Origin of the sequence: Aeromonas sp. QDB30 (assembly GCF_027707645.1) — a bacterium.
Taxonomy (GTDB): Bacteria; Pseudomonadota; Gammaproteobacteria; order Enterobacterales; family Aeromonadaceae; genus Aeromonas; species Aeromonas caviae.
Window position 1 is genome coordinate 34,913 of the sequence record NZ_JAPCIY010000004.1, and the last position, 24,479, is coordinate 59,391.

At 59.0% G+C, this 24,479-nt stretch carries 24 protein-coding genes, 2 tRNA genes and 1 pseudogene; 20 read left to right on the plus strand and 7 right to left on the minus strand.

From position 1 onward, the window contains the following. Nucleotides 1-9: 9 nt before the first annotated feature. A complete protein-coding gene (locus tag PG896_RS02095; RefSeq protein WP_042878323.1) occupies nucleotides 10-903 on the plus strand; it encodes a flagellar motor protein MotB in 894 nt (297 codons plus the stop codon). A 145-nt stretch (nucleotides 904-1,048) separates the two neighbouring features. After that, a complete protein-coding gene (greA, locus tag PG896_RS02100) occupies nucleotides 1,049-1,525 on the plus strand; it encodes a transcription elongation factor GreA (protein ID WP_010675378.1) in 477 nt (158 codons plus the stop codon). Nucleotides 1,526-1,572: 47 nt separating this feature from the next. Here the strand turns inward: greA and PG896_RS02105 are convergent, their stop codons facing one another. Continuing rightward, a complete protein-coding gene (locus PG896_RS02105) occupies nucleotides 1,573-2,166 on the minus strand; it encodes a PilZ domain-containing protein (RefSeq protein WP_161469850.1) in 594 nt (197 codons plus the stop codon). A gap of 105 nt (nucleotides 2,167-2,271) precedes the next feature. Then, nucleotides 2,272-2,568 (minus strand): ribosome assembly RNA-binding protein YhbY, encoded by a 297-nt coding sequence (gene yhbY / locus PG896_RS02110; RefSeq protein ID WP_010675376.1) that lies wholly within the window; start codon nucleotides 2,566-2,568, stop codon nucleotides 2,272-2,274. Nucleotides 2,569-2,665: 97 nt separating this feature from the next. On the opposite strand from yhbY, the gene rlmE reads away from it, so the two are divergent. From rlmE to PG896_RS02190, 16 genes are all read left to right on the plus strand, one after another. After that, nucleotides 2,666-3,295, plus strand: a complete 630-nt coding sequence (gene rlmE, locus PG896_RS02115; RefSeq protein WP_010675375.1) for a 23S rRNA (uridine(2552)-2'-O)-methyltransferase RlmE — start codon at nucleotides 2,666-2,668, stop codon at nucleotides 3,293-3,295. Between the two features lie 45 nt (nucleotides 3,296-3,340). Next, on the plus strand, nucleotides 3,341-5,293 hold the full coding sequence (gene ftsH, locus PG896_RS02120) for an ATP-dependent zinc metalloprotease FtsH (RefSeq protein ID WP_039040290.1): 1,953 nt from the start codon (nucleotides 3,341-3,343) through the stop codon (nucleotides 5,291-5,293). Between the two features lie 84 nt (nucleotides 5,294-5,377). Next, nucleotides 5,378-6,223: a dihydropteroate synthase gene (gene folP, locus PG896_RS02125; protein ID WP_161469851.1), complete on the plus strand. Its 846-nt coding sequence runs from the start codon at nucleotides 5,378-5,380 to the stop codon at nucleotides 6,221-6,223. Between the two features lie 18 nt (nucleotides 6,224-6,241). Next, on the plus strand, nucleotides 6,242-7,576 hold the full coding sequence (glmM, locus tag PG896_RS02130; RefSeq protein ID WP_069652095.1) for a phosphoglucosamine mutase: 1,335 nt from the start codon (nucleotides 6,242-6,244) through the stop codon (nucleotides 7,574-7,576). A gap of 131 nt (nucleotides 7,577-7,707) precedes the next feature. Further along, nucleotides 7,708-8,472, plus strand: coding sequence for a triose-phosphate isomerase (gene tpiA / locus PG896_RS02135; protein WP_227263461.1), 765 nt, complete (start codon nucleotides 7,708-7,710; stop codon nucleotides 8,470-8,472). Beyond that, nucleotides 8,473-8,799: a preprotein translocase subunit SecG gene (secG, locus tag PG896_RS02140; protein WP_010633113.1), complete on the plus strand. Its 327-nt coding sequence runs from the start codon at nucleotides 8,473-8,475 to the stop codon at nucleotides 8,797-8,799. It begins immediately after the preceding gene. 7 nt (nucleotides 8,800-8,806) lie between these two features. Continuing rightward, nucleotides 8,807-8,891, plus strand: a tRNA-Leu gene (locus PG896_RS02145). Between the two features lie 91 nt (nucleotides 8,892-8,982). Beyond that, nucleotides 8,983-9,059 (plus strand) — tRNA-Met (locus tag PG896_RS02150). 166 nt (nucleotides 9,060-9,225) lie between these two features. Then, complete coding sequence (gene rimP / locus PG896_RS02155; protein WP_010675370.1) at nucleotides 9,226-9,684, plus strand: ribosome maturation factor RimP; 459 nt, start codon at nucleotides 9,226-9,228, stop codon at nucleotides 9,682-9,684. A 14-nt stretch (nucleotides 9,685-9,698) separates the two neighbouring features. After that, nucleotides 9,699-11,201 (plus strand): transcription termination factor NusA, encoded by a 1,503-nt coding sequence (gene nusA / locus PG896_RS02160; protein WP_010675369.1) that lies wholly within the window; start codon nucleotides 9,699-9,701, stop codon nucleotides 11,199-11,201. Nucleotides 11,202-11,221: 20 nt separating this feature from the next. Further along, nucleotides 11,222-13,924 (plus strand): translation initiation factor IF-2, encoded by a 2,703-nt coding sequence (infB, locus tag PG896_RS02165; RefSeq protein ID WP_029314767.1) that lies wholly within the window; start codon nucleotides 11,222-11,224, stop codon nucleotides 13,922-13,924. A gap of 55 nt (nucleotides 13,925-13,979) precedes the next feature. Further along, nucleotides 13,980-14,414, plus strand: a complete 435-nt coding sequence (gene rbfA, locus PG896_RS02170) for a 30S ribosome-binding factor RbfA (RefSeq protein WP_010675366.1) — start codon at nucleotides 13,980-13,982, stop codon at nucleotides 14,412-14,414. 1 nt (nucleotide 14,415) lies between these two features. Further along, on the plus strand, nucleotides 14,416-15,366 hold the full coding sequence (truB, locus tag PG896_RS02175) for a tRNA pseudouridine(55) synthase TruB (protein ID WP_010675365.1): 951 nt from the start codon (nucleotides 14,416-14,418) through the stop codon (nucleotides 15,364-15,366). Between the two features lie 135 nt (nucleotides 15,367-15,501). Continuing rightward, nucleotides 15,502-15,771 carry a 30S ribosomal protein S15 gene (rpsO, locus tag PG896_RS02180; RefSeq protein WP_010675364.1) on the plus strand — a complete coding sequence of 90 codons (270 nt, stop codon included), beginning with the start codon at nucleotides 15,502-15,504 and terminating at the stop codon, nucleotides 15,769-15,771. Between the two features lie 180 nt (nucleotides 15,772-15,951). Next, a complete protein-coding gene (pnp, locus tag PG896_RS02185) occupies nucleotides 15,952-18,090 on the plus strand; it encodes a polyribonucleotide nucleotidyltransferase (protein WP_029314766.1) in 2,139 nt (712 codons plus the stop codon). Between the two features lie 361 nt (nucleotides 18,091-18,451). Next, complete coding sequence (locus PG896_RS02190) at nucleotides 18,452-19,663, plus strand: MDR family MFS transporter (RefSeq protein ID WP_201955643.1); 1,212 nt, start codon at nucleotides 18,452-18,454, stop codon at nucleotides 19,661-19,663. Nucleotides 19,664-19,666: 3 nt separating this feature from the next. Here PG896_RS02190 and PG896_RS02195 read toward each other — a convergent pair whose 3' ends face one another. Next, nucleotides 19,667-20,020, minus strand: a complete 354-nt coding sequence (locus PG896_RS02195; protein WP_010675361.1) for a DsrE/DsrF/TusD sulfur relay family protein — start codon at nucleotides 20,018-20,020, stop codon at nucleotides 19,667-19,669. A gap of 160 nt (nucleotides 20,021-20,180) precedes the next feature. Between PG896_RS02195 and PG896_RS02200 the strand changes: the two genes are divergently transcribed. Beyond that, complete coding sequence (locus tag PG896_RS02200) at nucleotides 20,181-20,573, plus strand: DUF1090 domain-containing protein (RefSeq protein WP_039041125.1); 393 nt, start codon at nucleotides 20,181-20,183, stop codon at nucleotides 20,571-20,573. Nucleotides 20,574-20,658: 85 nt separating this feature from the next. Here PG896_RS02200 and PG896_RS21130 read toward each other — a convergent pair. The 3 genes and pseudogenes from PG896_RS21130 to trhP form a co-directional block, all read right to left on the minus strand. Then, nucleotides 20,659-20,762, minus strand: a pseudogene (locus PG896_RS21130) (YfhL family 4Fe-4S dicluster ferredoxin); the annotation flags it as partial. A gap of 249 nt (nucleotides 20,763-21,011) precedes the next feature. Beyond that, a complete protein-coding gene (locus PG896_RS02205; protein WP_041212510.1) occupies nucleotides 21,012-21,260 on the minus strand; it encodes a YfhL family 4Fe-4S dicluster ferredoxin in 249 nt (82 codons plus the stop codon). A 1-nt stretch (nucleotide 21,261) separates the two neighbouring features. After that, the gene (gene trhP / locus PG896_RS02210; RefSeq protein WP_010675357.1) at nucleotides 21,262-22,626 is read right to left on the minus strand and encodes a prephenate-dependent tRNA uridine(34) hydroxylase TrhP; all 1,365 of its coding nucleotides are present in this window, start codon (nucleotides 22,624-22,626) and stop codon (nucleotides 21,262-21,264) included. A 443-nt stretch (nucleotides 22,627-23,069) separates the two neighbouring features. Here trhP and PG896_RS02215 point away from each other — a divergent pair, with 443 nt between their 5' ends. After that, nucleotides 23,070-23,996 carry a L,D-transpeptidase family protein gene (locus PG896_RS02215; RefSeq protein WP_103243614.1) on the plus strand — a complete coding sequence of 309 codons (927 nt, stop codon included), beginning with the start codon at nucleotides 23,070-23,072 and terminating at the stop codon, nucleotides 23,994-23,996. A 71-nt stretch (nucleotides 23,997-24,067) separates the two neighbouring features. Here the strand turns inward: PG896_RS02215 and PG896_RS02220 are convergent, their stop codons facing one another. Further along, nucleotides 24,068-24,445, minus strand: coding sequence for a VOC family protein (locus PG896_RS02220; protein ID WP_010673739.1), 378 nt, complete (start codon nucleotides 24,443-24,445; stop codon nucleotides 24,068-24,070). Between the last annotated feature and the right edge of the window lie 34 nt (nucleotides 24,446-24,479).

Sequence of the window (24,479 nt, forward strand, 5' to 3'; positions counted from 1 at the left end):
AGCGCACAGATGGCAAAGTGCAAGTGCCCGCCTCCCGGATTGCCCGGTTACATGGGAACCTTCGCGGATCTCATGTCTCTGCTGATGTGCTTCTTCGTGCTTTTGCTCTCCTTTGCCGAGATGGATGTGCAGAAGTTCAAGCAGATCGCCGGTTCCATGGAGAAGGCGTTCGGGGTACAGAACATCCTGGAGGTCAAGGATATCCCCAAGGGAACCTCGGTCATCGCCCAGGAGTTTCGTCCTGGTCGCCCCGAGCCGACGCCTATTGACACCATCATGCAGCAGACCATCGACATGACCCAGACCGAGCTGGATTTCCAGCCTGGGGATGCGGACAAGGCGGGTGGACATGACAAGACCGAAGGCCAGCAGAGCGGTGGCGATACCGCCCAGGAGGCCCAGAAGGCGCAGGAACAGTCCAACACCCTGGCCAAGGCACTGGCGGAGCAGATGCAGGCCCAGATCCAGGATGGGGCCATCGAGATAGAGGCGCTGGGTCAGCAGATCATCATTCGCATTCGCGAGAAAGCGGCGTTCCCGGCGGGATCCGCCTTCCTGCAACCCCAGTTCTGGCCGGTGATCCGCAAGGTGGCTGCGCTGCTCAAGGATGTGCCGGGGGAGATCACCGTCTCCGGCCACACCGACAATGTGGCCACCGAGGACGAGTTGTTCCAGTCCAACTGGGAGCTTTCGTCCCAGCGGGCGGTGGCGGTTGCCCACCAGATGATCAAGGTGCCCGGTTTTGACGGCAATCGTCTGGTGGTGCAAGGGATGGCGGATTCCCAGCCGCTGGTGCCCAACAACAGCCCGGAGAATCGGCGCATGAATCGACGTGTCGAGATCGCCATCATGCAGGGCAAACCGACGGTGTCGGCTCCGCTTGGCGTCTCGGAATCCAAGTAACGCTGGCCCAAAGCGGGATCCCGCTCGCAGGGGCTGACATGGATTTTGTGGCGGCTTCATATTAAGATGCCCCATCCGAACCGACAGCTGCGGCTCTCTTTTGATTGCCGCAGCTTCTCTTTATAAAGCAACCCAGGTTTCGACTATGAATCATACTCCGATGACTGTTCGCGGCGCTGAAAAGCTGCGTCAAGAGCTCGATTATCTCAAGACCGAGCTGCGTCCCCAGATTATCGAAGCGATTGCTGATGCCCGTGAACATGGCGATCTGAAAGAAAATGCCGAATACCATGCCGCCCGCGAGCAGCAGGGTTTCTGTGAAGGCCGCATTCAGGAAATTGAAGGCAAGCTCTCCAATGCCCAGATTATCGATGTCACCAAGATTGCCAACAATGGCCGCGTCATCTTCGGCGCAACCGTGACCCTGCTCAAAAGTGAAACGGAAGAGGAAGTGGTCTACCGCATCGTGGGAGACGACGAGGCGGACATCAAGCAGAACATGATCTCTGTGAACTCCCCCATTGCCCGTGCCCTGATCGGCAAGGAAGTGGATGACGTTGCCATCGTCAAGACGCCGGGTGGCGATGTGGAGTACGAGATCCTGGAAGTTGCCTATCTCTGATTGAACGTCGGGGAAAGAGACAGGGGAGCCGGGCTCCCCTGTTGTCTTTAGTCACCCTGATAGGCCTGGACGAAGGCGTCCTGGTGGCGCTGGAAGAGCCAGTCCCGCAATTGTTCCTGATCCTCCTTGCCCAGCCGGAACTGGACGGCCCAGTCATGGTGATGTTGATTGGCATCCACGTGCCTGACGAGGGTGCCTGTCATGGCCAAGGGAGGGAGATCCTCGATGCGAAGGTATCCGCCAAGTGGATCTCCCTTGGCAAAGGCGTCCGGCAAGCCGGCCACGATGAGACCGCCAAGGGAGAGGCTGTATACCTCGTACTCCGCGTCTTCGGTGCAGAGCACGGCCTTTTCGTCGAGTCGCCAGGCGCGCAGATGGGGCGAACCCAGCTCGGTAATGGTCGGCGCGGCGATGCGCAGCTCGGCGTGGCCCTCCTCTGCCTGGGTGCAGTGGAGCGGGAAACGCAATTGGTAGCCGGCGATGCGGGCTTCGAGTGTCAGAGGCTTGGCTCGCTGCAACAGGCTTTGGAGAGGAAGGGGCAGGGTGCCGCGCAGGTATTGGCTGGTGGCAATGTCTTCATCGTTTCCCAGGTCCCGCAGCATGGCCAGTTCTTCATCGGTGAGGAGCTGATGCTTGTCCATAGTGGGTGTCCACGGCTATTCATCGCAGGTTAAGGGCCTGGCAACTATTTTGGCAAGCGACTTGGGAAGAAGGGAAATGAAGGAAAGAGCGAATGCTCTTTCCTGTTACTTGCGCGGCAACTGGATCTTGGGCTCTTTGGCCTGACGGTAGATGGTCAGTACATGGCCCATGCTCTGTACCTTGATGGCGCCGGTCTCGCGAACGATGGCATCCATCACCAGCTGTTTCATCTCACGATCTTCAGACGCAACCTTAACCTTGATCAGCTCGTGGTGGTTCAGGGCCAGATCGATCTCGGCCAGCACCCCTTCGGTCAGACCGTGTTGTCCCAGCAGGACGACCGGCTTCAGACTGTGGGCCAGGCCCTTGAGGTACTGTTTCTGTTTATTGTTGAGAATCATGGCAATTTCTTCATAAGTCAGGGTTGAAAGGGGCGTATTCTACCCCCACTTAGCCCTTAATACTAATAACCCTTGTGGTTTTTTAAAGTCGACAATCATGACCCAGAAAAAACGTTCCCCCAGTTCAACCCGCTGGTTAAAAGAACATTTCGACGACCAATACGTCAAGAAAGCCCAGAAGTTGGGACTGCGCTCTCGCGCCGTTTTCAAGATCGATGAGATCCAGGGCAAAGACCGGCTGCTCAAGCCGGGGATGACGGTAGTGGACCTGGGGGCTGCTCCCGGTGGCTGGTCCCAATTTGCCATCGACCAGGTTGGTGACAAGGGGCGCGTCATTGCGTGTGATATTTTGCCGATGGATTCCATTGCCGGTGTCGATTTCCTGCAAGGGGACTTTCGGGAGGAAACTGTACTCGGCGCCTTGCTGGAGCGAGTCGGCCCCGACAAGGTGGATGTCGTCATGTCCGACATGGCGCCCAACATGAGCGGTACCCAGCAGGTGGATCAAGCCCGTGCCATGTACCTGGTGGAACTGGCGCTGGACATGTGCAATCAGGTCCTGAGCAGTAATGGCAGTTTTGTAGTCAAGGTGTTCCAGGGGGAAGGGTTTGATGCCTATCTCAATGAAATACGTAGACTTTTCTCTGTCGTCAAGATTCGAAAACCAGACTCGTCCCGTGCTCGTTCACGAGAAGTCTACATTGTGGCTACCGGTTTTAAACTGTAGTACCCTAACCCTCATCGTTAACTGTCAGTCTGCGAGGTCATTGATTTGAGTGACATGGCGAAAAACCTAATCCTGTGGCTGGTCATCGCCGTCGTGCTGATGTCGGTGTTCAATAGCTTCAGCCCCAGCGATACCACCAGTCGCCAGCTGGACTATTCCAGCTTCGTGAAAGAAGTGACCCAGGAGCAGATCCGTGAAGTGCGGATGGATGGCAAGGTCATCAATGGCGTCAAGCGCACCGGTGAACGTTTCACCACCATCATTCCTGCGCCGGATCCCCAACTGCTCAACGACATGCTCAACCATAACGTCAAAGTGATGGGTGAGAAGCCGGAAGAACCATCTCTGATCACGTCCATCTTCATCTCCTGGTTCCCGATGCTGTTGCTGATCGGTGTCTGGGTCTTCTTCATGCGTCAGATGCAGGGCGGCGGCGGCAAGGGTGCCATGTCGTTCGGCAAGAGCAAGGCTCGCCTGATGAGCGAAGATCAGATCAAGACTACCTTCGCCGACGTAGCTGGTTGTGACGAGGCAAAGGAAGAGGTCAAGGAGCTGGTCGACTATCTGCGTGACCCGACCAAATTCCAGAAGCTGGGTGGCAAGATCCCGACCGGCGTCCTGTTGGTAGGTCCTCCCGGTACCGGTAAGACCCTGCTGGCCAAAGCCATTGCAGGCGAGGCCAAGGTGCCGTTCTTCACCATTTCAGGTTCGGACTTCGTGGAAATGTTCGTGGGTGTCGGTGCCTCCCGGGTGCGTGACATGTTCGAACAGGCCAAGAAATCCTCCCCCTGCATCATCTTCATTGATGAGATCGATGCGGTCGGTCGCCAGCGTGGCGCCGGTCTGGGTGGTGGTCACGACGAACGTGAGCAGACCCTGAACCAGATGCTGGTTGAAATGGATGGTTTTGAAGGCAATGAGGGCATCATCGTCATCGCCGCCACCAACCGTCCCGACGTACTGGATCCTGCGCTGCTGCGTCCAGGTCGTTTCGACCGCCAGGTCGTGGTCGGCTTGCCGGATGTTCGCGGTCGTGAGCAGATCCTGAAAGTGCACATGCGCAAGGTACCGCTGGCGGATGACGTCAATCCGGCGCTGATTGCCCGTGGTACCCCTGGTTTCTCCGGTGCCGATCTGGCCAACCTGGTGAACGAGGCTGCCCTCTTCTCTGCTCGCGAGAGCCGCCGAGTGGTCTCCATGCTGGAGTTCGAAAAGGCGAAGGACAAGATCATGATGGGGGCGGAACGTCGCTCCATGGTGATGAAAGAGTCCGAGAAGGAGATGACGGCCTATCACGAAGCGGGTCACGCCATCATTGGTCGCGTGGTGCCGGATCATGACCCTGTCTACAAGGTCTCCATCATTCCGCGCGGCCGTGCGCTGGGTGTGACCATGTACTTGCCGGAGCAGGATCGCTGGAGCCACTCCAAGCAGCATCTGGAGTCCATGATCTCCAGCCTGTATGGCGGTCGTCTGGCGGAAGAGTTGATCTACGGTGCCGAGAAGGTATCGACCGGTGCATCCAACGACATCGAACGTGCCACCGACATCGCTCGCAAGATGGTCACCCAGTGGGGCATGTCCGAGCGTCTCGGCCCCATGCTTTACGCAGAAGAGGATGGTGAAGTCTTCCTCGGCCGCAGCATGGCCAAGGCCAAGCACATGTCTGACGATACCGCCCGCATCATCGATGCAGAGGTCAAGCAGGTCATCGATCGCAACTACGATCGTGCCAAGCAGATCCTGCTGGACAACATGGATGTGCTGCACACCATGAAAGATGCATTGATGAAGTACGAGACCATCGATGCCAAGCAGATCGATGATCTGATGGCGCGTCGCGAGGTCCGTGCTCCCAGCAACTGGCATGATGAGCATGGTGACACCCCGCAAGGTGGTGCCAGCGTGAACAACGGGCCGGAGGCCAAGGCGCCGACTGAAGAGGGCAGTGCACCTCTGAGTGACATCGACAAGGCGAACGATGTCCCGGCCAAATAAGTTGTCATGATACAAACCCCGGGCTTGCCCGGGGTTTTTCTTTGCACGAAGAGTTTGCCGCTCTTGTTGGAGGTAGTTGAAGCAATGCAGTTAATCAGCAAGGGACGTCCCCTTTCTCTCGACCGTCCCCATGTCATGGGCATTCTCAATGTGACGCCGGACTCCTTTTCAGATGGTGGCCGCTTCAAGCAGATCGATCTGGCGTTGAGTCATGCCCGCGACATGGTGGCCGATGGGGCCACCCTTATCGATATAGGTGGCGAGTCGACCCGCCCGGGCGCCCCCGACGTGAGCGAGCAGGAGGAGCTGGACAGGGTCATCCCCGTGGTGGAGCGCATGGTCGCCGAGCTGGATGTGATGATCTCCCTCGATACCTCCAAGGCGATTGTCATGCGGGAGGGTTGTGCTGCAGGTGGTCACCTCATCAATGATGTCCGCGCCCTGCAAGAGCCGGGAGCGCTGGGCGCGGCGGCCGAGGCTGGCGTACCGGTATGCCTCATGCACATGCAGGGGCAGCCCCGTACCATGCAGGTGGAGCCGCACTATGACGATTTGCTGGGGGAGGTGAGAGCCTTCTTTGACGAGCGGATTGCCGCTTGTCTGGGGGCCGGTATCCCGCGTGAGCATCTGGTACTGGATCCAGGCTATGGCTTTGGCAAGACGCTGGCGCACAACTATCAGCTGCTGGCACAGCAGGCGTCACTGCTCGATTACCAACTTCCGCTCTTGGTGGGCATGTCACGAAAGTCTATGATAGGCAACCTGCTTGACCGCCCGGTAGCCGAGCGGTTGGCTGGTAGTCTGGCCTGTGCCCTGATCGGGTTGCAACATGGCGCCAGGATCATCCGGGTGCACGACGTGCGGGCCACCATGGATGTCTTGCGTACAGGCTGGATGACCATGACGGGACAAGATTTCATATCCAAATAGAAAAACGAGAAACAGACAATGACCAGAAAGTACTTCGGCACCGACGGCGTGCGCGGCAAGGTGGGTGAATACCCGATCACCCCGGATTTCGTCATGAAACTGGGCTGGGCCGCCGGCAAGGTGCTCTCCAAGAAAGGGACCAAGAAGGTGCTGATCGGCAAGGATACCCGTATCTCCGGTTATATGCTGGAGTCGGCACTGGAGGCGGGGCTCTCCGCCGCCGGTCTCAAAGCCATACTGATGGGACCCATGCCCACCCCGGCGGTTGCCTACCTGACTCGCACCTTCCGTGCCGAAGCCGGCATCGTCATCAGTGCATCCCACAACCCCTATTACGACAACGGCATCAAGTTCTTCTCCGCCGACGGCACCAAGCTGCCCGATGATGTCGAGCTGGCCATCGAAGCCGAGCTCGACAACGAACTCAAGTGCGTGGAGTCCGCGGAGCTTGGCAAGGCGCAGCGCATTGATGATGCGGCTGGTCGCTACATCGAATTCTGCAAGAGCACCTTCCCCTCCAATCTGAGCCTGGAAGGGCTGAAAATGGTGGTGGATTGCGGTCATGGTGCCACCTACCACATCGCCCCTTCCGTCTTCCGCGAGCTGGGTGCCGAAGTCATCGCCATCGGCTGCAGCCCGGATGGGCTCAACATCAATGACGGTGTCGGTTCCACAGCACCGGAGGCGCTGGCCGCCAAGGTCCAGGAATGCAAGGCAGATCTCGGCGTCGCCTTCGACGGTGACGGCGACCGTCTGGTGATGGTGGACAGCACTGGTTACATCATCGACGGGGATGAGATCCTCTACATCATCGCCCGGGATGCCCTGCGCCATGGCCGCCTCAAGGGCGGTGTGGTGGGCACCCTGATGGCCAACATGGGGCTGGAGCTTGCACTTCAGACCCTGGGCATCCCCTTTGCCCGTGCCAAGGTGGGTGACCGCTACGTGCTTGAGATGATGAACGAGAAGGGCTGGCGCATCGGGGGCGAAAACTCCGGTCATATCATCTGCCTGGATCAGACCACCACGGGGGATGGTATCGTCGCCGCCCTGCAGGTGCTGACGGCCATGCGCAGTGCCGAGATGCCGCTGGCCAAATTGCGTTCGGGCATGAGCAAGTTCCCGCAAGTGCTGGTCAATGTGCGCTTCGCCGAAGGCAAGGATCCGCTGACCTCCGGTGCCGTTCAGCAGGAAGTGGCGGCAGTGGAGCAGGAACTGGCCGGCCGTGGCCGGGTGCTGCTGCGCAAATCTGGCACCGAGCCCCTGATCCGGGTCATGGTCGAAGGTGAACACGAACAGCAGGTGCGCGATATGGCAGAGCGCATCGCCAAACAGGTCGAGTCGGCGTTTTAATGAACAACCAAGGCGGCTTTTTAGTCGCCTTGGTTGTATCTTGTTCAAACGATTCGAAAATTTGAAAATAGCACTTGTCAGCTGAGCATCCTCTGGATATTATCAGCCCCGCTTTCGCAAGGGAGTTGCCGATGGGACATCGCAAGCCGTTTGTAGCAGCCAACTGGAAGTTACACGGTAGTAGGTCGCAGTTAGAGCAGTTTACGAGTCAGTGCACAGAGTGCATTGATGAAGACGTAGATGTGGTCTTGTGTCCATCCCATGTGCATCTCGGTTTCACAGCCGAACTGCTCGGTGAGCAGGGAAGAGTGAAGCTGGGGGCTCAGAACGTGAGCCAGCACAGACAGGGCGCTTATACGGGTGAAATCTCGTGTGAGATGCTGGTCGAGGCAGGTTGCCGATATGTACTTGTTGGCCACTCCGAGCGCAGGCGTCTCTTTGGTGAGACCAGTTTCATCGTCGCAGAGAAGTTTGCGGCAGTCAGAGCAGCAGGTCTGATACCCATACTTTGTCTGGGTGAGTCAGGCGCGGCGAGGCAGGCAAGAAGAACCTTTGAGGTGATTGCCGAGGAACTGGACATCGTCATAGAGAAAAATGGCGCGATGGCTTTCGATAATGCTATCATCGCCTACGAGCCAATCTGGGCTGTAGGTACAGGTAAATGCGCCACACCCGAGCAGGCACAAGAGGTTCATTCCTTTATTCGCGGTCGCTTGGCGGAGGATACTCCGGTAATAGGTGAGAAAGTCAGAATCATCTATGGTGGGAGCGTGACACCGGCCAATGCACAAGATTTGTTTTCGCAGCCCGATATTGATGGCGGTCTGATAGGCAGGGCAAGTCTTGATGGCGAGGCGTTTTTAGGAATAGTTGAAGCGGCAAAGGGTGCAAGTTAAATGTACGAGATTCTTTTGGTCGTTTATCTGCTGGTATCGCTGGCTCTGATTGGTCTGGTGATGATTCAGCAAGGTAAAGGGGCTGATATGGGCGCCTCCTTCGGCGCAGGGGCATCGAATACAGTGTTCGGCTCCGGTGGTTCAGGAAGTTTCCTGACCCGCACAACAGCGATTTTGGCTACTCTGTTTTTCTTGATTAGTCTGGTTCTGGGTTCCATGTCCAGCAACAAGGTCAAACAGGGTAGTGAATGGGAAAATCTGCAACAGACTCAACAAGTTGAGCAGAGCAAAGCGCCAGTGAAGAAAGATACTGACGTTCCCGAATAAGAGTTTTGCCGTGGTGGTGGAATTGGTAGACACGCTATCTTGAGGGGGTAGTGCTCTAGGGTGTGCGGGTTCGAGTCCCGCCCACGGCACCAATTAAGCAGTGAACCCGGGTAACCGGGATGTTATAGCCGCTGAGTCTTGTCTCACGAGAGTGAAGTGGCTATAATCTCGCACGATTTCGGACGCGGGGTGGAGCAGCATGGTAGCTCGTCGGGCTCATAACCCGAAGGTCGTCGGTTCAAATCCGGCCCCCGCAACCAAATTTCACGCATTTCCTACGCTCAGGAAGGCGGTCGCTGCGAGGCGACAATCAGGGTAAAGCGCCAAGCCCCGATTTGACATCGGGGCTTTTTGTTATGTGCAATTTACTCTGAATCTATTTCTATCTGGGCTATATGCCCTTTTTTCGTTTTTCGGAGGGTGACTTTGGCTACGTTGGAACAACGTTTGACCGATCTGCTCGAGGCTCCGGTCGTTGCCTTGGGTTTTGAACTGTGGGGTATCGAGTTTATCCGTGCGGGTAAGCACTCGACCTTGCGCGTTTTCATCGACTCGGAGCAAGGCGTGACGGTGGAAGACTGTGCCGAGGTGAGCCGCCAGGTCGGCGCCATCATGGATGTCGAAGATCCCATCACCGAGGAGTACTACCTTGAGGTGTCTTCCCCGGGTCTGGATCGTCCACTGTTCAAGGTCGCCCAGTTCGAAAAATACGTTGGCCAGGAGGCGGCGGTAACGCTTCGGATGGCAACAAACAACCGCCGCAAGTTCAAAGGCGTAATCAAAGCCGTGCAGGGGGACATGATCACTCTGACGGTAGATGGTAAGGACGAGGTGTTGGCTTTCACCAATATCCAAAAAGCGAACATAGTGCCGAACTTTGGTTAACGAGGCTATCGGATATGAATAAAGAGATTTTGCTGGTCGTTGACGCTGTGTCCAACGAGAAGGCTGTCCCCCGCGAGAAGATTTTCCAGGCTCTGGAGACTGCGCTGGCGACTGCGACCAAGAAAAAATACGAAGGCGAGATTGAAGTGCGTGTCGAGATCGATCGCAAGACCGGTGACTACGACACCTATCGCCGTTGGGTCGTGGTGGCCGATCAGGCTTCCATGGAGAACCCGTACGGGGAAATCACTCTCGAAGCCGCTCAGATCGAGCAGCCGGATATCCAGATCGGCGACTATGTTGAAGACCAGATTGACTCTGTGACCTTCGACCGTATCACCACCCAGACCGCCAAGCAGGTCATCGTGCAGAAAGTGCGCGAGGCTGAGCGTTCCCAAGTCGTTGACCAGTTCAAGGACAAGGAAGGCACCATCATCAGCGGCGTGGTCAAGAAGAGCAACCGCGACAACGTGATCCTGGATCTGGGCAGCAATGCCGAAGCCGTGATCTTCCGTGACGACATGCTGCCCCGTGAGACCTTCCGTCCCGGCGACCGTATCCGTGGCCTGCTCTACGCCGTGCGTCCGGAAGCCCGTGGTTCCCAGCTGTTCGTCAGCCGCTCCAGCCCGGACTTCCTGAAAGAGCTGTTCCGCATCGAAGTGCCGGAAATCGGCGAAGAGATGATTGAAATCATGGGCGCTGCCCGTGATCCGGGTTCCCGCGCCAAGATCGCGGTGAAGACCAACGATCGTCGTATCGACCCGATCGGTGCCTGTATCGGCATGCGTGGTGCCCGCGTTCAGGCCGTCTCCGCCGAGCTGAGCGGTGAGCGTGCCGACATCGTGCTGTACGATGACAACCCGGCCCAATACGTGATCAACGCCATGGCGCCAGCCGATGTGGCCTCCATCATCGTCGATGAAGACAACCACACCATGGACATCGCCGTGGAAGCCGCCAACCTGGCCCAGGCCATCGGCCGCAACGGTCAGAACGTGCGTCTGGCCTCCCAGCTGACCGGTTGGGAACTGAACGTGATGACCGTCGAGGACATGCGTGCCAAGCACCAGGCCGAGAACGACCGCATCATGAACCTGTTCACCAGCACCCTCGATATCGACGACGATTTCGCCGGCCTGCTGATGGAAGAGGGCTTCTCCACCCTGGAAGAGATTGCCTTCGTCCCGGTCAACGAGCTGCTGGCCATCGACGGTCTGGATGAAGACATGGTCGAAGAGCTGCGCAAGCGTGCCAAGGATGCCCTGACCACCAAGGCCCTGGCCAAAGAAGAATCCTTTGAAGGCGTCGAGCCTTCCGAAGAACTGCTCAATCTCTCCGGCCTCGGCCGTGAAATGGCCTATGCCCTGGCCGCTCGCGGTGTCGGCACCCTGGAAGATTTGGCAGAGCAAGGTATCGATGACCTTGCCGACATCGAAGAGTTGACCGCCGAGAAGGCAGGTGAGCTCATTATGGCTGCTCGCAATATCTGTTGGTTCGGAGAAGAGCAGTCTGAATAAGGTCAAACGGAGGAAAATGAATGGCAGAAGTATCAGTTAAGCAACTTGCCACTGACATCGACACGCCGGTTGATCGTCTTCTCCAGCAGTTTGTCGATGCCGGCATCGTGAAGAGCAAGGCCGACGACATGGTCAGCGAGTCTGAGAAACAGACTCTGCTGGCACATCTGAAGAAACAGCATGGAGGTGACGAGGTCACCGCACCTGCTCGCATGACCTTGCAGCGCAAGACCAAGAGCACCCTGAGTGTTCAGGGGACTGGTGGCAAGAACAAGGAAGTGCAGGTAGAAGTGCGCAAGTCTCGCACCTATGTAAGACGCTCGGCGCTGGAAGATGAACAGCGCCAGGCGGAAGCCGAGGAAACAGCGCGTTTGGAAGCAGAAGAAAAAGCTCGTCGCGAGGCCGAAGAGAAGGCCCGCCTCGACGCTGAAGAGAAGGCTCGCCGTGAGGCTGAGCAGGCTCGTCGTGAAGCTGAGGAAAAGGCGCGGATCGAGGCACAACAGAAGGCTCGACAGGCTCAACAGCCCGCCAAAGCAGCCGTTAGCACAGCTCAGCAAGAGGCAGAAAAGATGGCCAAGCGCGAAGCAGAAGAACTGAAGCGCCAACAGGAACAGACAGCTTTGCAAAAAGCTGAAGAACTCGCCGCGAAGAAAGCCGAAGAGGCTCGCATCATGGCGGAACAGAATGCGGCCCGCTGGGCTGAAGAAGAAGCGGCTCGCGCCAAAGAGAGCAGCGATTACCATCTGACCACCAACAAGCACGCGCAAGCGGCCGAAGATGAGTTGGATCGTAAGGAAGAGACCAGCCGTCGCACGGCTGCCGCTGCCAAGGCGCCGAAGAAGGTCGGCCGTCGCGAAGACGACCGCAATGACCGCAACTCCCGCGATCCCCGTGCCCGCAAAGGCAAGCGTGGCAAGATGGCCATGCCGAACGCCATGAAACACGGCTTCAACAAGCCGGCTGCCGTGGTCAACCGTGACGTCGTCATCGGCGAGACCATCACAGTGGCGGAGCTCGCCAACAAGATGGCCGTCAAGGGCGTTGAAGTCATCAAGGTGATGATGAAGATGGGTGCCATGGCCACCATCAACCAGGTGATCGACCAGGAGACCGCTCAGCTGGTCGCCGAGGAGATGGGTCACAAGGTAGTGCTGCGCCGTGAGAACGAGCTGGAAGAGGCGGTACTTAGCGATCGTGACGAGACCTCCGAAGCCAAGCCGCGTGCGCCGGTCGTGACCATCATGGGTCACGTCGACCACGGCAAGACCTCGCTGCTGGACTATATCCGTAAAGCCAAGGTCGCCGCAGGCGAAGCCGGTGGCATTACCCAGCACATCGGTGCGTACCACGTACAGACCGACAGCGGCATGATCACCTTCCTGGATACCCCGGGTCACGCGGCGTTTACCTCCATGCGTGCTCGTGGTGCCAAGGCGACCGACATCGTTGTGCTGGTTGTTGCAGCTGACGACGGCGTGATGCCGCAAACCATCGAAGCTATCCAGCACGCCAAGGCGGCCGGTGTGCCGCTGGTTGTTGCGGTGAACAAGATCGACAAGCCTGAAGCGGATCCGGATCGCGTCAAGACCGAGCTGGCCCGTTACAACGTCATGTCCGAAGAGTGGGGTGGCGATTGCCAGTTCGTGCACGTCTCCGCCAAGTCTGGCGAAGGCATCGACGACCTGCTGGAAGCCATCCTGATCCAGGCCGAAGTCCTGGAGCTGAAAGCGGTGGTTGACGGCATGGCCAACGGCGTCGTGATCGAATCCTTCCTGGATAAAGGTCGTGGTCCGGTTGCCACCGTGCTGGTACAGGAAGGCACTCTGCGTCAGGGCGACATTGTGCTGTGTGGTCTTGAGTACGGCCGGGTTCGCGCCATGCGTGACGAACTGGGTCGCGAGATCAAGGAAGCAGGTCCCTCTCTGCCAGTGGAAATTCTGGGTCTGTCCGGCGTTCCCTCTGCCGGTGACGAAGCCACGGTCGTGCGTGACGAGAAGAAAGCCCGTGAAGTGGCGCTCTACCGTCAGGGCAAGTTCCGCGAAGTCAAGCTGGCTCGCCAGCAGAAGGCCAAGCTGGAAAACATGTTTGCCAACATGACTGAGGGCGAAGTGTCCGAAGTGAACGTGGTGATCAAGGCCGATGTACAAGGCTCTGTGGAAGCGATCTGCGATGCGCTGGTCAAACTCTCCACCGACGAAGTGAAGGTGAAGATCGTGGGTTCCGGCGTAGGTGGCATCACCGAAACCGACGCGACCCTGGCCGCGGCTTCCAGCGCCATCCTGGTGGGCTTCAACGTCCGTGCCGACGCTTCTGCGCGCAAGGTCATCGAATCCGAGAGCCTGGATCTGCGTTACTACTCCGTCATCTATGACCTGATCGACGAAGTGAAGCAGGCCATGAGCGGCAAGCTGGCTCCTGAGTATCGTCAGGAGATCATCGGTCTGGCTGAAGTGCGTAGCGTCTTCAAGTCGCCGAAGTTCGGCGCCGTTGCCGGCTGTATGGTTACCGAAGGTGTGGTCAAGCGTTCCAACCGCATTCGCGTTCTGCGTGACAACGTGGTTATCTATGAAGGCGAGCTGGAATCCCTGCGCCGCTTCAAGGATGACGTCAACGAAGTTCGCAACGGCTACGAGTGTGGTATCGCGGTCAAGAACTACAACGACGTGCGTGAAGGCGACCAGATCGAGGTGTACGAGACCGTTGAAATCCAGCGGACTCTGTAAGCCGAGCGTTAGACAAAATAGGGGGCCGCGGCCCCCTTTTATCGCAGGATAGAATATGGCCAGAGAATTCAGCCGGACCCGTCGGGTCGGGCAGCAGATCCAGCGTGAAATCGCGCTGATCCTGCAGCGCGAGGTGAAAGACCCGCGCATCGGCATGGTGACCGTCTCCGACGTGGAGGTCTCCAAGGACCTCAACTATGCCAAGGTTTATGTCACCTTCTTGCAACTGGAGAATGACGCCGAGCGCATCAAGGAAGGGCTCAAGGGCCTGACCGAGGCTGCCGGTTACATCCGCAGCCTGCTGGGCAGCGCCATGCGTCTGCGGGTGGTGCCCGAGCTGCGTTTCTACTACGACCAGACCCTGGTCGAGGGGATGCGCCTCTCCAACCTGGTGACCAACACTGTGCGTGAAGACAAGCGTCGCATGACTGAAGCCGGTCGTGACGAAGAGCAATCCGCACCGGATGACACGACTGAGGATAACGCCTGAGATGTCTCGTAGACGTCGTTTCAAAGGCCGTGACGTACACGGCATCCTGCTGCTGGACAAACCGACCGGCCTGACTTCCAACGATGTGTTGCAGAAGGTCAAGCGGATCTACAACGCCGCCAAGGCTGGCCATACCGGCGCCCTGGACCCCCTGGCCACCGGCATGTTGCCGATCTGCCTCGGGGAGGCCACCAAGTTCTCCCAGTATCTGCTGGAAGCGGACAAGCGCTATGAGGTGACCGCCAAGCTGGGCGAGCGCACCAATACCAGTGACTCCGACGGCGAGGTGGTTTCCACCCGCCCGGTGAACGTGGCGGTGGGCACCCTGATCGAGGCGCTGGACCAGTTCCGCGGCCCCATCATGCAGGTGCCGTCCATGTACTCCGCCCTCAAGCACAACGGCCGCCCGCTCTACGAATATGCCCGTGAAGGGATCGAGATCGAGCGGGAAGCCCGTCCCATCACCATCTTCGAACTCAAGCTGCTCGGCTTCGAGGGGGACGAGGTGAAGCTGGAAGTGCATTGCAGCAAGGGTACCTATATCCGCTCCCTGGTAGACGATCTGGGGGAAGTGCTGGGCTGTGGCGCTCACGTCACCCAGCTGCGTCGCACCCAGGTGGCGAGCTACCCCTACGAGCGGATGCTGACCCTGGAGCAGCTCGAGTGTATCTTCGAGCAGGCCAAGGCCGAAAGCATTCCGCCACGGGAGCAGCTGGATCCCCTGTTGCTGCCGATGGACACCGCTGTGGCCTCTCTGCCCGAGGTGAACATGCTGGTCGCCGTGGCCGCCTATGTGAACCAGGGTCAGGCCGTGCAGGTGGCAGGTAGCCCCCAAAGTGGCCAGGTCCGCATGACGGTTGGCCCGGAGCGCGAATTCATCGGGGTTGGCGAGATCGATGACGAGGGGCGCGTGGCGCCCAAGCGTCTGGTTCGCTACCATGACGAGGAGTGATCCTCAGGTGGTATCGGTCTGTCACGCGTCTTTCCCGTTGCGAAAAGGGGCCGGGACGATTATGATACCGCCCTCATTTCACGGCTGAATTAGAGATTGGCTGTGAACCTTTAAACACTCTACTGGAGTAATACCATGTCTCTAAATGCTGAGATCAAAGCTCAAATCGTTGCCGACAACGCTCGTGGCGCCAACGACACCGGTTCCCCCGAAGTGCAAGTTGCCCTGCTGACTGCCCAGATCAACCATCTGCAAGGTCACTTCAAGGAGCACGCCAAGGATCACCACGGTCGTCGCGGTCTGCTGCGCATGGTTTCCCAGCGTCGTAAGCTGCTGGACTACCTGAAGCGTAAAGACGTTCAGCGCTACGCTGCTCTGATCGCCAAGCTGGGTCTGCGTCGTTAATCGACCATCAGATTTCGCAAAAAAGGGGAACCGCGAGGTTCCCCTTTTTTATTGCCCGTTTCAAACAGGATGCAGGCCGTTGCCTGCCTCACAGAATTGACGTCCGCGCTTACCTTTTGATGCGAATCAAGTATACTTGCACGCGAATTTAAAGCGCCAAATTGTTAAAAGGAAATTCACGTGAATCCTATTGTAAAGTCATTCCAGTACGGTCAACACACCGTCACACTGGAAACCGGTGTGATGGCCCGTCAAGCCACTGCGGCCGTCATGGTCAGCATGGACGATACCTGTGTCTTCGTGACTGTCGTTGGCAAGAAAGAGGCCGATCACGGCCGTGATTTCTTCCCGCTGACCGTCAACTATCAGGAGCGTACCTATGCTGCTGGTCGTATCCCGGGTGGTTTCTTCCGTCGTGAAGGCCGTCCGAGCGAGGGTGAGACCCTCATCTCCCGTCTGATCGACCGTCCCATCCGTCCGCTGTTCCCGGAAGGCTTCCTCAATGAGGTTCAGGTGGTTGCCACCGTCATGTCCGTGAACCCGGCCGTTTCTCCCGACATCGTTGCCATGATCGGTGCCTCCGCGGCCCTGGCCATCTCCGGCATCCCGTTCGGCGGCCCGATCGGTGCAGCCCGCGTGGGTTACATGAACGGCCAGTACGTGCTGAACCCGACCACCACCGAACTGCCCCAGAGCGATCTGGATCTGGTGGTTGCCGGTACTGCCAATGCGGTGCTGATGGTGGAATCCGAAGCGGCCATCCTCTCCGAGGAGGTGATGCTGGGCGCCGTGGTCTACGGTCACGAGCAGATGCAGACCGTGATCAACGCCATCAACGAATTCGCTGCCGACGTCGGTACCAAGCCCTGGGACTGGACCCCGCCTGCCGTCAACGAAGCGCTGAAAGCCAAAGTTGCCGAACTGGCCACCGCTGAACTGGGTGAAGCCTACCGTATCACCGAGAAGGCTGTTCGTTACGAAACCATCGCTGCCATCAAGGGCCGCGTGGTCGAGCAAGTCATCGCATCCGGCGTGGAAGAAGATGCCAAGAAGATCGGCGAAGAGTTCCACAGCCTGGAGAGCCGCATCGTCCGTGGTCGCGTCGTACGTGGTGAGCCGCGTATCGACGGTCGCGATCCGGAAATGATCCGCGCCCTCTCCGTCGGTACCGGCATTCTGCCCCGTGCCCACGGTTCTGCCCTGTTCACCCGTGGTGAAACCCAGGCCATCGTGGTCGCCACTCTGGGTACCGAGCGTGACGCCCAGAACATCGACGAGCTGACCGGCAACCGCGCCGATCGCTTCATGCTGCACTACAACTTCCCGCCCTACTGCGTCGGCGAGACCGGCATGATGGGCAGCCCGAAGCGTCGTGAGATCGGTCACGGCCGTCTGGCCAAGCGCGGCGTTGCTGCCGTGATGCCGAGCGCCGCCGAGTTCCCGTACGTGGTGCGCGTGGTCTCTGAAATCACCGAATCCAACGGTTCCTCCTCCATGGCGTCTGTCTGTGGTTCCTCCCTGGCGCTGATGGATGCCGGTGTGCCGATCAAGGCCTCCGTTGCCGGTATCGCCATGGGTCTGGTGAAGGAAGAAGAAGGTTTCGTCGTGCTGTCCGACATCCTGGGTGACGAAGATCACCTGGGCGACATGGACTTCAAGGTAGCCGGTACCAGCGAAGGTGTGACCGCGCTGCAGATGGACATCAAGATCGAAGGCATCACCAAAGAGATCATGGAGATTGCGCTGAAGCAAGCTCGTGGCGCTCGTCTGCACATCCTGAAAGTGATGGACGAAGCTATCCAGGCTCCCCGTGCTCAGATCTCCGATTTCGCACCGCGCATCCATACTATCAAGATCAATCCTGAAAAGATCAAGGACGTGATCGGCAAGGGTGGTTCCGTGATCCGCGCCCTGACCGAAGAGACCGGCACCAACATCGAGCTGGATGATGACGGTACCGTTCGCATCTCCGCCGTGGCCAACGAAGCCGCCATGGAAGCGATCCGTCGCATCGAGGCCATCACCGCCGAGATCGAAGTGAACCGCATCTACGAAGGCAAGGTCGTGCGCCTGGCTGACTTCGGCGCCTTCGTCAACATCCTGCCGGGTAAAGACGGTCTGGTGCATATCTCCCAGATCACCGATGCCCGCGTGCAGAACGTGGCCGACTTCCTGAAAATCGGCGACGTGGTGAAGGTGAAGGTACTGGAAGTGGACCGTCAGGGCCGTGTGCGTCTCTCCATCAAGGAAGCGAACGCACCGACCGAAGCGGCTGCTGCTCCTGCTGCCGTTGCCGTCGAAGAGCCGGCTGCCGAATAAGGCTGCCGTATGTGAAAGAGCCGACCCTTGGGTCCAATGCTGTTCACTTAAGAGAATTTGAGTTCCAGTCCACGTAGTATCAGGACAAAAAATCGAGGGAGGCATGATGCCTCCCTCTTTCTATTGCAAGCCCCGCTGGATAAAGGCTGGAGGAAGATCGACTGGACACAGCCTTGCCCCCTCAACTCAAATCCAATTTATGAATAATCAGTCAAAAAAGTGCTTATCTGAACAGCATTGCGACCCTTGGGTCGGCTTTTTTGTGCCTGTCGCCCGGCATGGCGCAGATTGTCTCCTTGTTCCTTTTGGCGCCCCTTGATATAAGGGACGATCCCGCTTCGTTGGCAAAAGGAATTGCAGCATGTCATGGGCCTACCTCAGGCAGTTTCCTTCCCTGGTCTGGAGCGTCATCCTGGGCACTTTCATGGTGCGTACCACCTTCTTCATGGTCTGGCCCTTTCTCTCCATCCTGCTCTACCGTGACTACGGACTTTCGGCGACCCTGATAGGCGCCATCCTGGGGGCCACGGCGGCGCTTTCCACTCTCGTCAGCTTCTATGGCGGCTGGCTCTCGGACAAATGGGGGCGGCGCAACATCCTGTTGTTCGGCTGCCTGGTGTCCGCCCTGAGCGTCGCCCTGCTCGGCCTCTCCCACCAGGTGGGCTGGCTGGCACTCGGGGTGATCGGCAGCGGACTCTCCTACGGACTCATCGACTCACCGGGCAAGGCACTGATGGCTGACAATCTGGCCGAGCCCAAAGCCCGTGAGCTGGCGCTGCACCTGCGTTATTTCCTGCTCAACCTGGGGGCGGCCATCGGTCCTCTGCTCGGCGTCACCTATGGCCTGAGCGCGCGTCAGGAGACCTTCCTGTTGCTCAGTGCCAGCTATCTGCTGCTTGGCATCGTCTTTGTCATCGGGTTCAGGCTGGCGGGTTGCCACACCAGCCAGGCGGCCGGGCCCGGCATGCGTGCCGTGCTGCGGGTGCTCTGGCAGGACAGGGGGTTTCTGCTGCTGATCATGGCCAATCTGCTGCTGATGCTGGTCTATGCACAGTTCGAGTCGCCCCTCATCCAGTATCTGACCCGCGCGGGGACGCCGGAGGTGGAGCGGCTCATCGGCTGGCTGGTGACGACCAACGCGCTGACCATAGTGATGCTGCAGTTCCCCCTGCTGCACCTGACTGCCCGCTGGTCCACGCGGCGCAAGCTGCAACTCGGGGTGGCGCTCTTTCTCGGCGCCCAGTTGCAGTTTGCGCTGGGGGATACCGCCATCTGGTGGCACTGGATAGTGGCGGTGATCCTCCTGAGCGTCGGGGAGTGCATCCTCTTCCCCTTGCTCAATGTGCTGATCGATCAGATGGCGCCTGGTCATTTGAAGGGGAGCTATTTCGGGGCGGCCTCCATCTCCGGACTCGGGGTGGCCATGGGGGCCTTGCTGGGAGGCTGGGTGCTGGCCCACTGGGGCGGGAGCTGGCTTTACGCCCTGATGGCGCTGCTCTGCCTGGTGATCCTGATGCTCTATGGTCTGAGTACCCGGACCTCGCGCCCTGCGCTGGCCCGGGTCGGGCCCTGACGGCTAGAAGGTCAGCACCTTGTCGGCGGCCAGAGTCCATTGGGCCAGCAAGGGGAGGGTGCCTATCTCTATGCCCTCGACAAGGGGTAGCGGGGTGATGCCGCGCGCATCGGTGCAGCTCTTGCAAAGCCGGATCCGGGTGCCCTGAGCCAGCAGTATCTCCAGCATCTGGCGCAGGTTGTAGCCCTCGGCCGGAGCCTGCCCGGCCAGAGCAGCAGTGACGGCATCCGACATCAGGAAGAGGTTGAGGTCTACCTTTCCCTCCTCTTTGAGGGCGATGCCGAGGCGCAGGGCATTGAACAGGGACTCGCTGCCATAGGGGGCGCCGTTGGCAATGATGAGAATGTGTTGGGTCATGTGGCTCTCCTGATTGAAAGGGCCATTGTAGCTTTGGCGAAAGCGGCCCGGCATGATGCAGAGCACACTCTGTCGTAGCCCGGCCCCGTGTGTCTTGACCTCACACAGGGAGTCAGGTCTCATGGACGGCCATCCAGTATGACAGAACAAAGAGGTTGTTATGTGGAAGATCGCCGGAATAGGCTTATTGTTGTTGGCCGGACAAGCCTATGGTAGTGAAAACATCGGCTGCAAGGCCAGACAGCAGGCCGTGACGGATCAGCTTGCGTTCGCCAGGGCGCACAACAACCAGGAGCAGGTAGCCGGCCTTGAGCGGGCACTGCGCAACCTGGAGGCCCATTGTACCGATGCCGGGCTCCTTGAGGAGCAGCAACGCAAGGTGGTCAAGCAGAGGGAAGAAGTGGAAGAGCGGCTGGCCGAGTTGCAGAGCGCACGGGTATCGGGCAAGCCGGACAAGATTGCCAAGAAGCAGTCCAAGCTGGAGGAGTCCCAGGCCGAGTTGCTGGAAGCCCAGCGCGAACTCGAGGCGCTGCAAAAACTGGTCAAACCCTGAGGGAAGGGCAGCGCAATAGAAAAAGCCGGGCATGCCCGGCTTTTTCTATTTTTGGATAATGCACTCCGCGCGTGTCAGACGCGGACTGCCTGTGCATCCGCACGAATTTCTCCATCAACTGATCTTCGGTTTCCACCCTATGGACGGGATCCCGGAGGATGCCGTCCATGGGGCGCAGACGCTGATACAGGCTTACTGCCTGTACATCCGCACGAACTTCTCTATCAACTGATCTTCGGTTTCCACCCTATGGACGGGATCCCGGAGGATGCCGTCCATGGGGCGCAGACGCTGATGCAGGTGCTACAGCTACTGCCTGTGCATCCGCACGAATTTCTCCATCAGCTGATCTTCGGTTTCCAACCTATGGACGGGATCCCGGAGGAGGCAGTCCCTGTAGAGCAGACGCTGATGCAGGTGTTACTGCTACTGCTACTGCTACTGCCTGTGCATCCGCACAAACTTTTCCATCAGCTGATCTTCGGTTTCCACGTGGGCGGGATCCCAGATGATGCAGTCGATGGGGCAGACGCTGATGCAGGTCGGCTTCTCATAGTGGCCGACGCATTCGGTGCAGCGATCCGGGTCTATCTCGTAGATCTTGCTCCCCAGGGCGATGGCCTGGTTCGGACACTCCGGATCGCACATGTCACAGTTGATGCACTTGTCGGTGATGAGCAGTGCCATCTCAGGCCGCCGAGTGAGGTTGACGGGTATCCTCGCGCTCGCCGAGGTTGCGCAGCAGGATGCCGTAATTCACGTCGATCTCCTTGGGAACCGGCACGTAGACCACGTGGCCGTTGCCCGGTGCGGTGTCGATGAGCTCGCCCTTGCGGTTCTGCATCTGCTCCAGGTTGAAGCTGAGGTTGCCCTGGGGGGTCATCAGCTCCAGGCTGTTGCCCAGCAGGAACTTGTTCTTCACCTCGACCTCGACCATGTCACCGTTGCGACCGGTGATCTCGCCGACGAACTGCTGGGTGTCGGAGACGGAGTAACCGTAGTCGTAGTTCTGGTATTCGCTGTGGTTGTGACGGCGCAGGAAGCCCTCGGTGTAGCCGCGGTGGGCCAGGTTCTCGAGGGTGCCCATCAGGGTCGGATCGAATGGACGGCCAGCCACCGCATCGTCGATGGCCTTGCGATAGACCTGGGCGGTACGGGCGCAGTAGTAGAAGGACTTGGTACGGCCTTCGATTTTCAGCGAATGAACGCCCATTTTGGTCAGGCGCTCGACGTGCTCGACGGCGCGCAGATCCTTGGAGTTCATGATGTAGGTGCCGTGCTCGTCTTCAAACGCGGTCATGAACTCGCCCGGGCGGTTGGACTCCTCCAGCAGCACCAGGGCATCGGTCGGCTTGCCTGCGCCCAGGGTCGGATCCACCTTTTGCACGGCGATGGGCTCCTGGCGGTGGACGATCTGGCCCACGTCATCTTCCTTGCCCTCGTGCACCTTGTACTCCCAGCGGCAGGAGTTGGTGCAGGTGCCCTGATTGGGGTCACGCTTGTTGATGTAGCCGGAGAGCAGGCAGCGGCCGGAGTAGGCCATGCACAGCGCCCCGTGGACGAAGACTTCCAGTTCCATCTCCGGCACCTGCATGCGGATCTCCTCGATCTCGTCGAGAGACAGCTCGCGGGAGAGGATGGCACGGGTCAGGCCCATCTGATGCCAGAACTTCACCGTGGCCCAGTTGACCGCGTTGGCCTGCACCGAGAGGTGGATAGGCATGTCGGGGAAGGCTTCGCGCATCATCATGATGAGGCCGGGGTCGGACATGATGAGTGCATCCGGCTTCATATCCACCACGGGGCGCATGTCGCGGATGAAGGTCTTGAGCTTGGAGTTGTGGGGCTGGATGTTGGCCACCACATAGAACTGCTTGCCGAGGGCATGGGCCTCGTTGATGCCGAGCTGCAGATTCTCGTGATCGAATTCGTTGTTGCGCACCCGCAGGCTGTAGCGCGGCTGGCCCGCATAGACGGCGTCTGCGCCATAGGCATAGGCGTAGCGCATGTTCTTGAGGGTCCCGGCAGGGGAGAGCAATTCTGGTCTGAACATGTTGGACTCTTTTATCTGATTGCAAATCAGGACGGCGCCACCTGATGGCGTCGTGTGGGTTCATCGGTGGCGCGACCGTCTTCGACGCACGCCCATCCGATGGGGGTACATCGGAGCAGGAGGTGACTCGATACTCCGGATATACGGGGTGCGAGATTGTACTCGTGACCGCCTCGTCATGCAATTTGGGACGGTCTTGGCATGCCTGCGCCATGTTCATTTTACGCTCAGACTGGGGTTGCTAGAGTGCAAGGGGTGAAAGATGCCCCTGAGTTGGCTGTGAAATGGATCTTTTCGGCGAAAAAGACCATCTCCAAGTTGAAATTTTGCCCTGCTCGGGAAAGAATGCGCGCTCGGTTGTTGGTCCCCGGTGACGGGCCCACAAGAGACCGATGATGAGCAGGGCAAAGGCCCACAGGAACAGGAAACCATACAGGAATTTTATGAATCCCCTTCGCATTGCCGCTTCGGCTCTTTTATGTACGCTGGCGCTGGTCAGCCAGCAGGCCGCCGCCGTTGAATACCAGCTGCCTGCAGCCAACAGCCGCCTGATCGGTGAGAACCAGGAATACGTGGTGCCCGCAGACAATCGTCCGCTGGAGCAGATCGCCTCCGACTTCCAGCTGGGTCTGACCAACATCATGGAAGCCAACCCGGGCGTCGACCCCTACCTGCCCAAGGCGGGCAGCACGCTGATCATTCCCCATCAGCTGATCCTGCCCAACGCTCCCCGCGAAGGGATCGTCATCAACGTGGCGGAGATGCGTCTCTACTACTACCCGAAGGGCAAGAACGTGGTGCATGTGCTGCCCATCGGCATCGGCCAGCTCGGGGTCAACACCCCGGAGAACTGGATCACCAAGGTTGAGCGCAAGCGTGCCAACCCGACCTGGACCCCGACCGAGAATATCCGTCGCCGCTACGCCGCCCAGGGCAAGACCCTGCCCGCGGTCTGGCCGGCCGGCCCGGACAACCCCATGGGCCTGCACGCGCTCTACATCGGCAACCTGTACGCCATCCACGGCACCAACGCCACCTTCGGCATCGGTCTGCGGGTGAGCAGCGGCTGCGTGCGCCTGCGCGCCGACGACATCAAGTACCTGTTCGATCACGTGCCGGTCGGCACCCGCGTCCAGTTCGTCAACCAGCCGGTCAAGACCACGGTCGAGCCGGATGGCGGCCGCTACATGGAAGTGCACGAGCCGCTGTCGCGCACCGAGGAAGAGTTCAACTCCACCGCCTCCGTGCCGCTGCCCATGACCCCGGCTACCACCCGCTTCATCGCCCACTCTGACAGCGATTCCAACGTGGTCAAGCAGGTGCTGGAACAGCGTACCGGCATCCCGACCCGCCTCAATCCAGAGGCGTAATGGCCGGCAAGTGCAGTTAAACAACAACGGCGACCATCAGGTCGCCGTTGTTGTTTCTGCGTATCCGGACGTCAGCTGGCTGGTGGGGCATAGAGGGCCAGCCAGTTGCCTTCGGTATCCTCGATGATGACCCGGGAGCCATGACCACTGCCGATGCTGTGCAGAGGCTCCAGCACCCGCCCGCCGAGCCGGGGGACCAGCAGTTCCGCTTCCTGCAGCCTGTCACCGAGGGAGAGATAGATGAGGGGACCGGCACCGCCGGGCTGGTGATATTTGTCCATGGGGCCGAGACAGGCCGCCGCGTTGCTGCCGTCGTGGCGCAGCATGGCAAAGCGCATGGTCTCTTCCTGGATGGGGGTGACCTGCACATCGAGCAGGGCCGAGTAGAAGTCCATGGCGCGATCCAGATCCCGTGTCGGAATGTCGGCCCAGACCAGGGTGTTGTCCATCGTCGTATTCTCCAGAGTTCCCGGCCAACGCGGT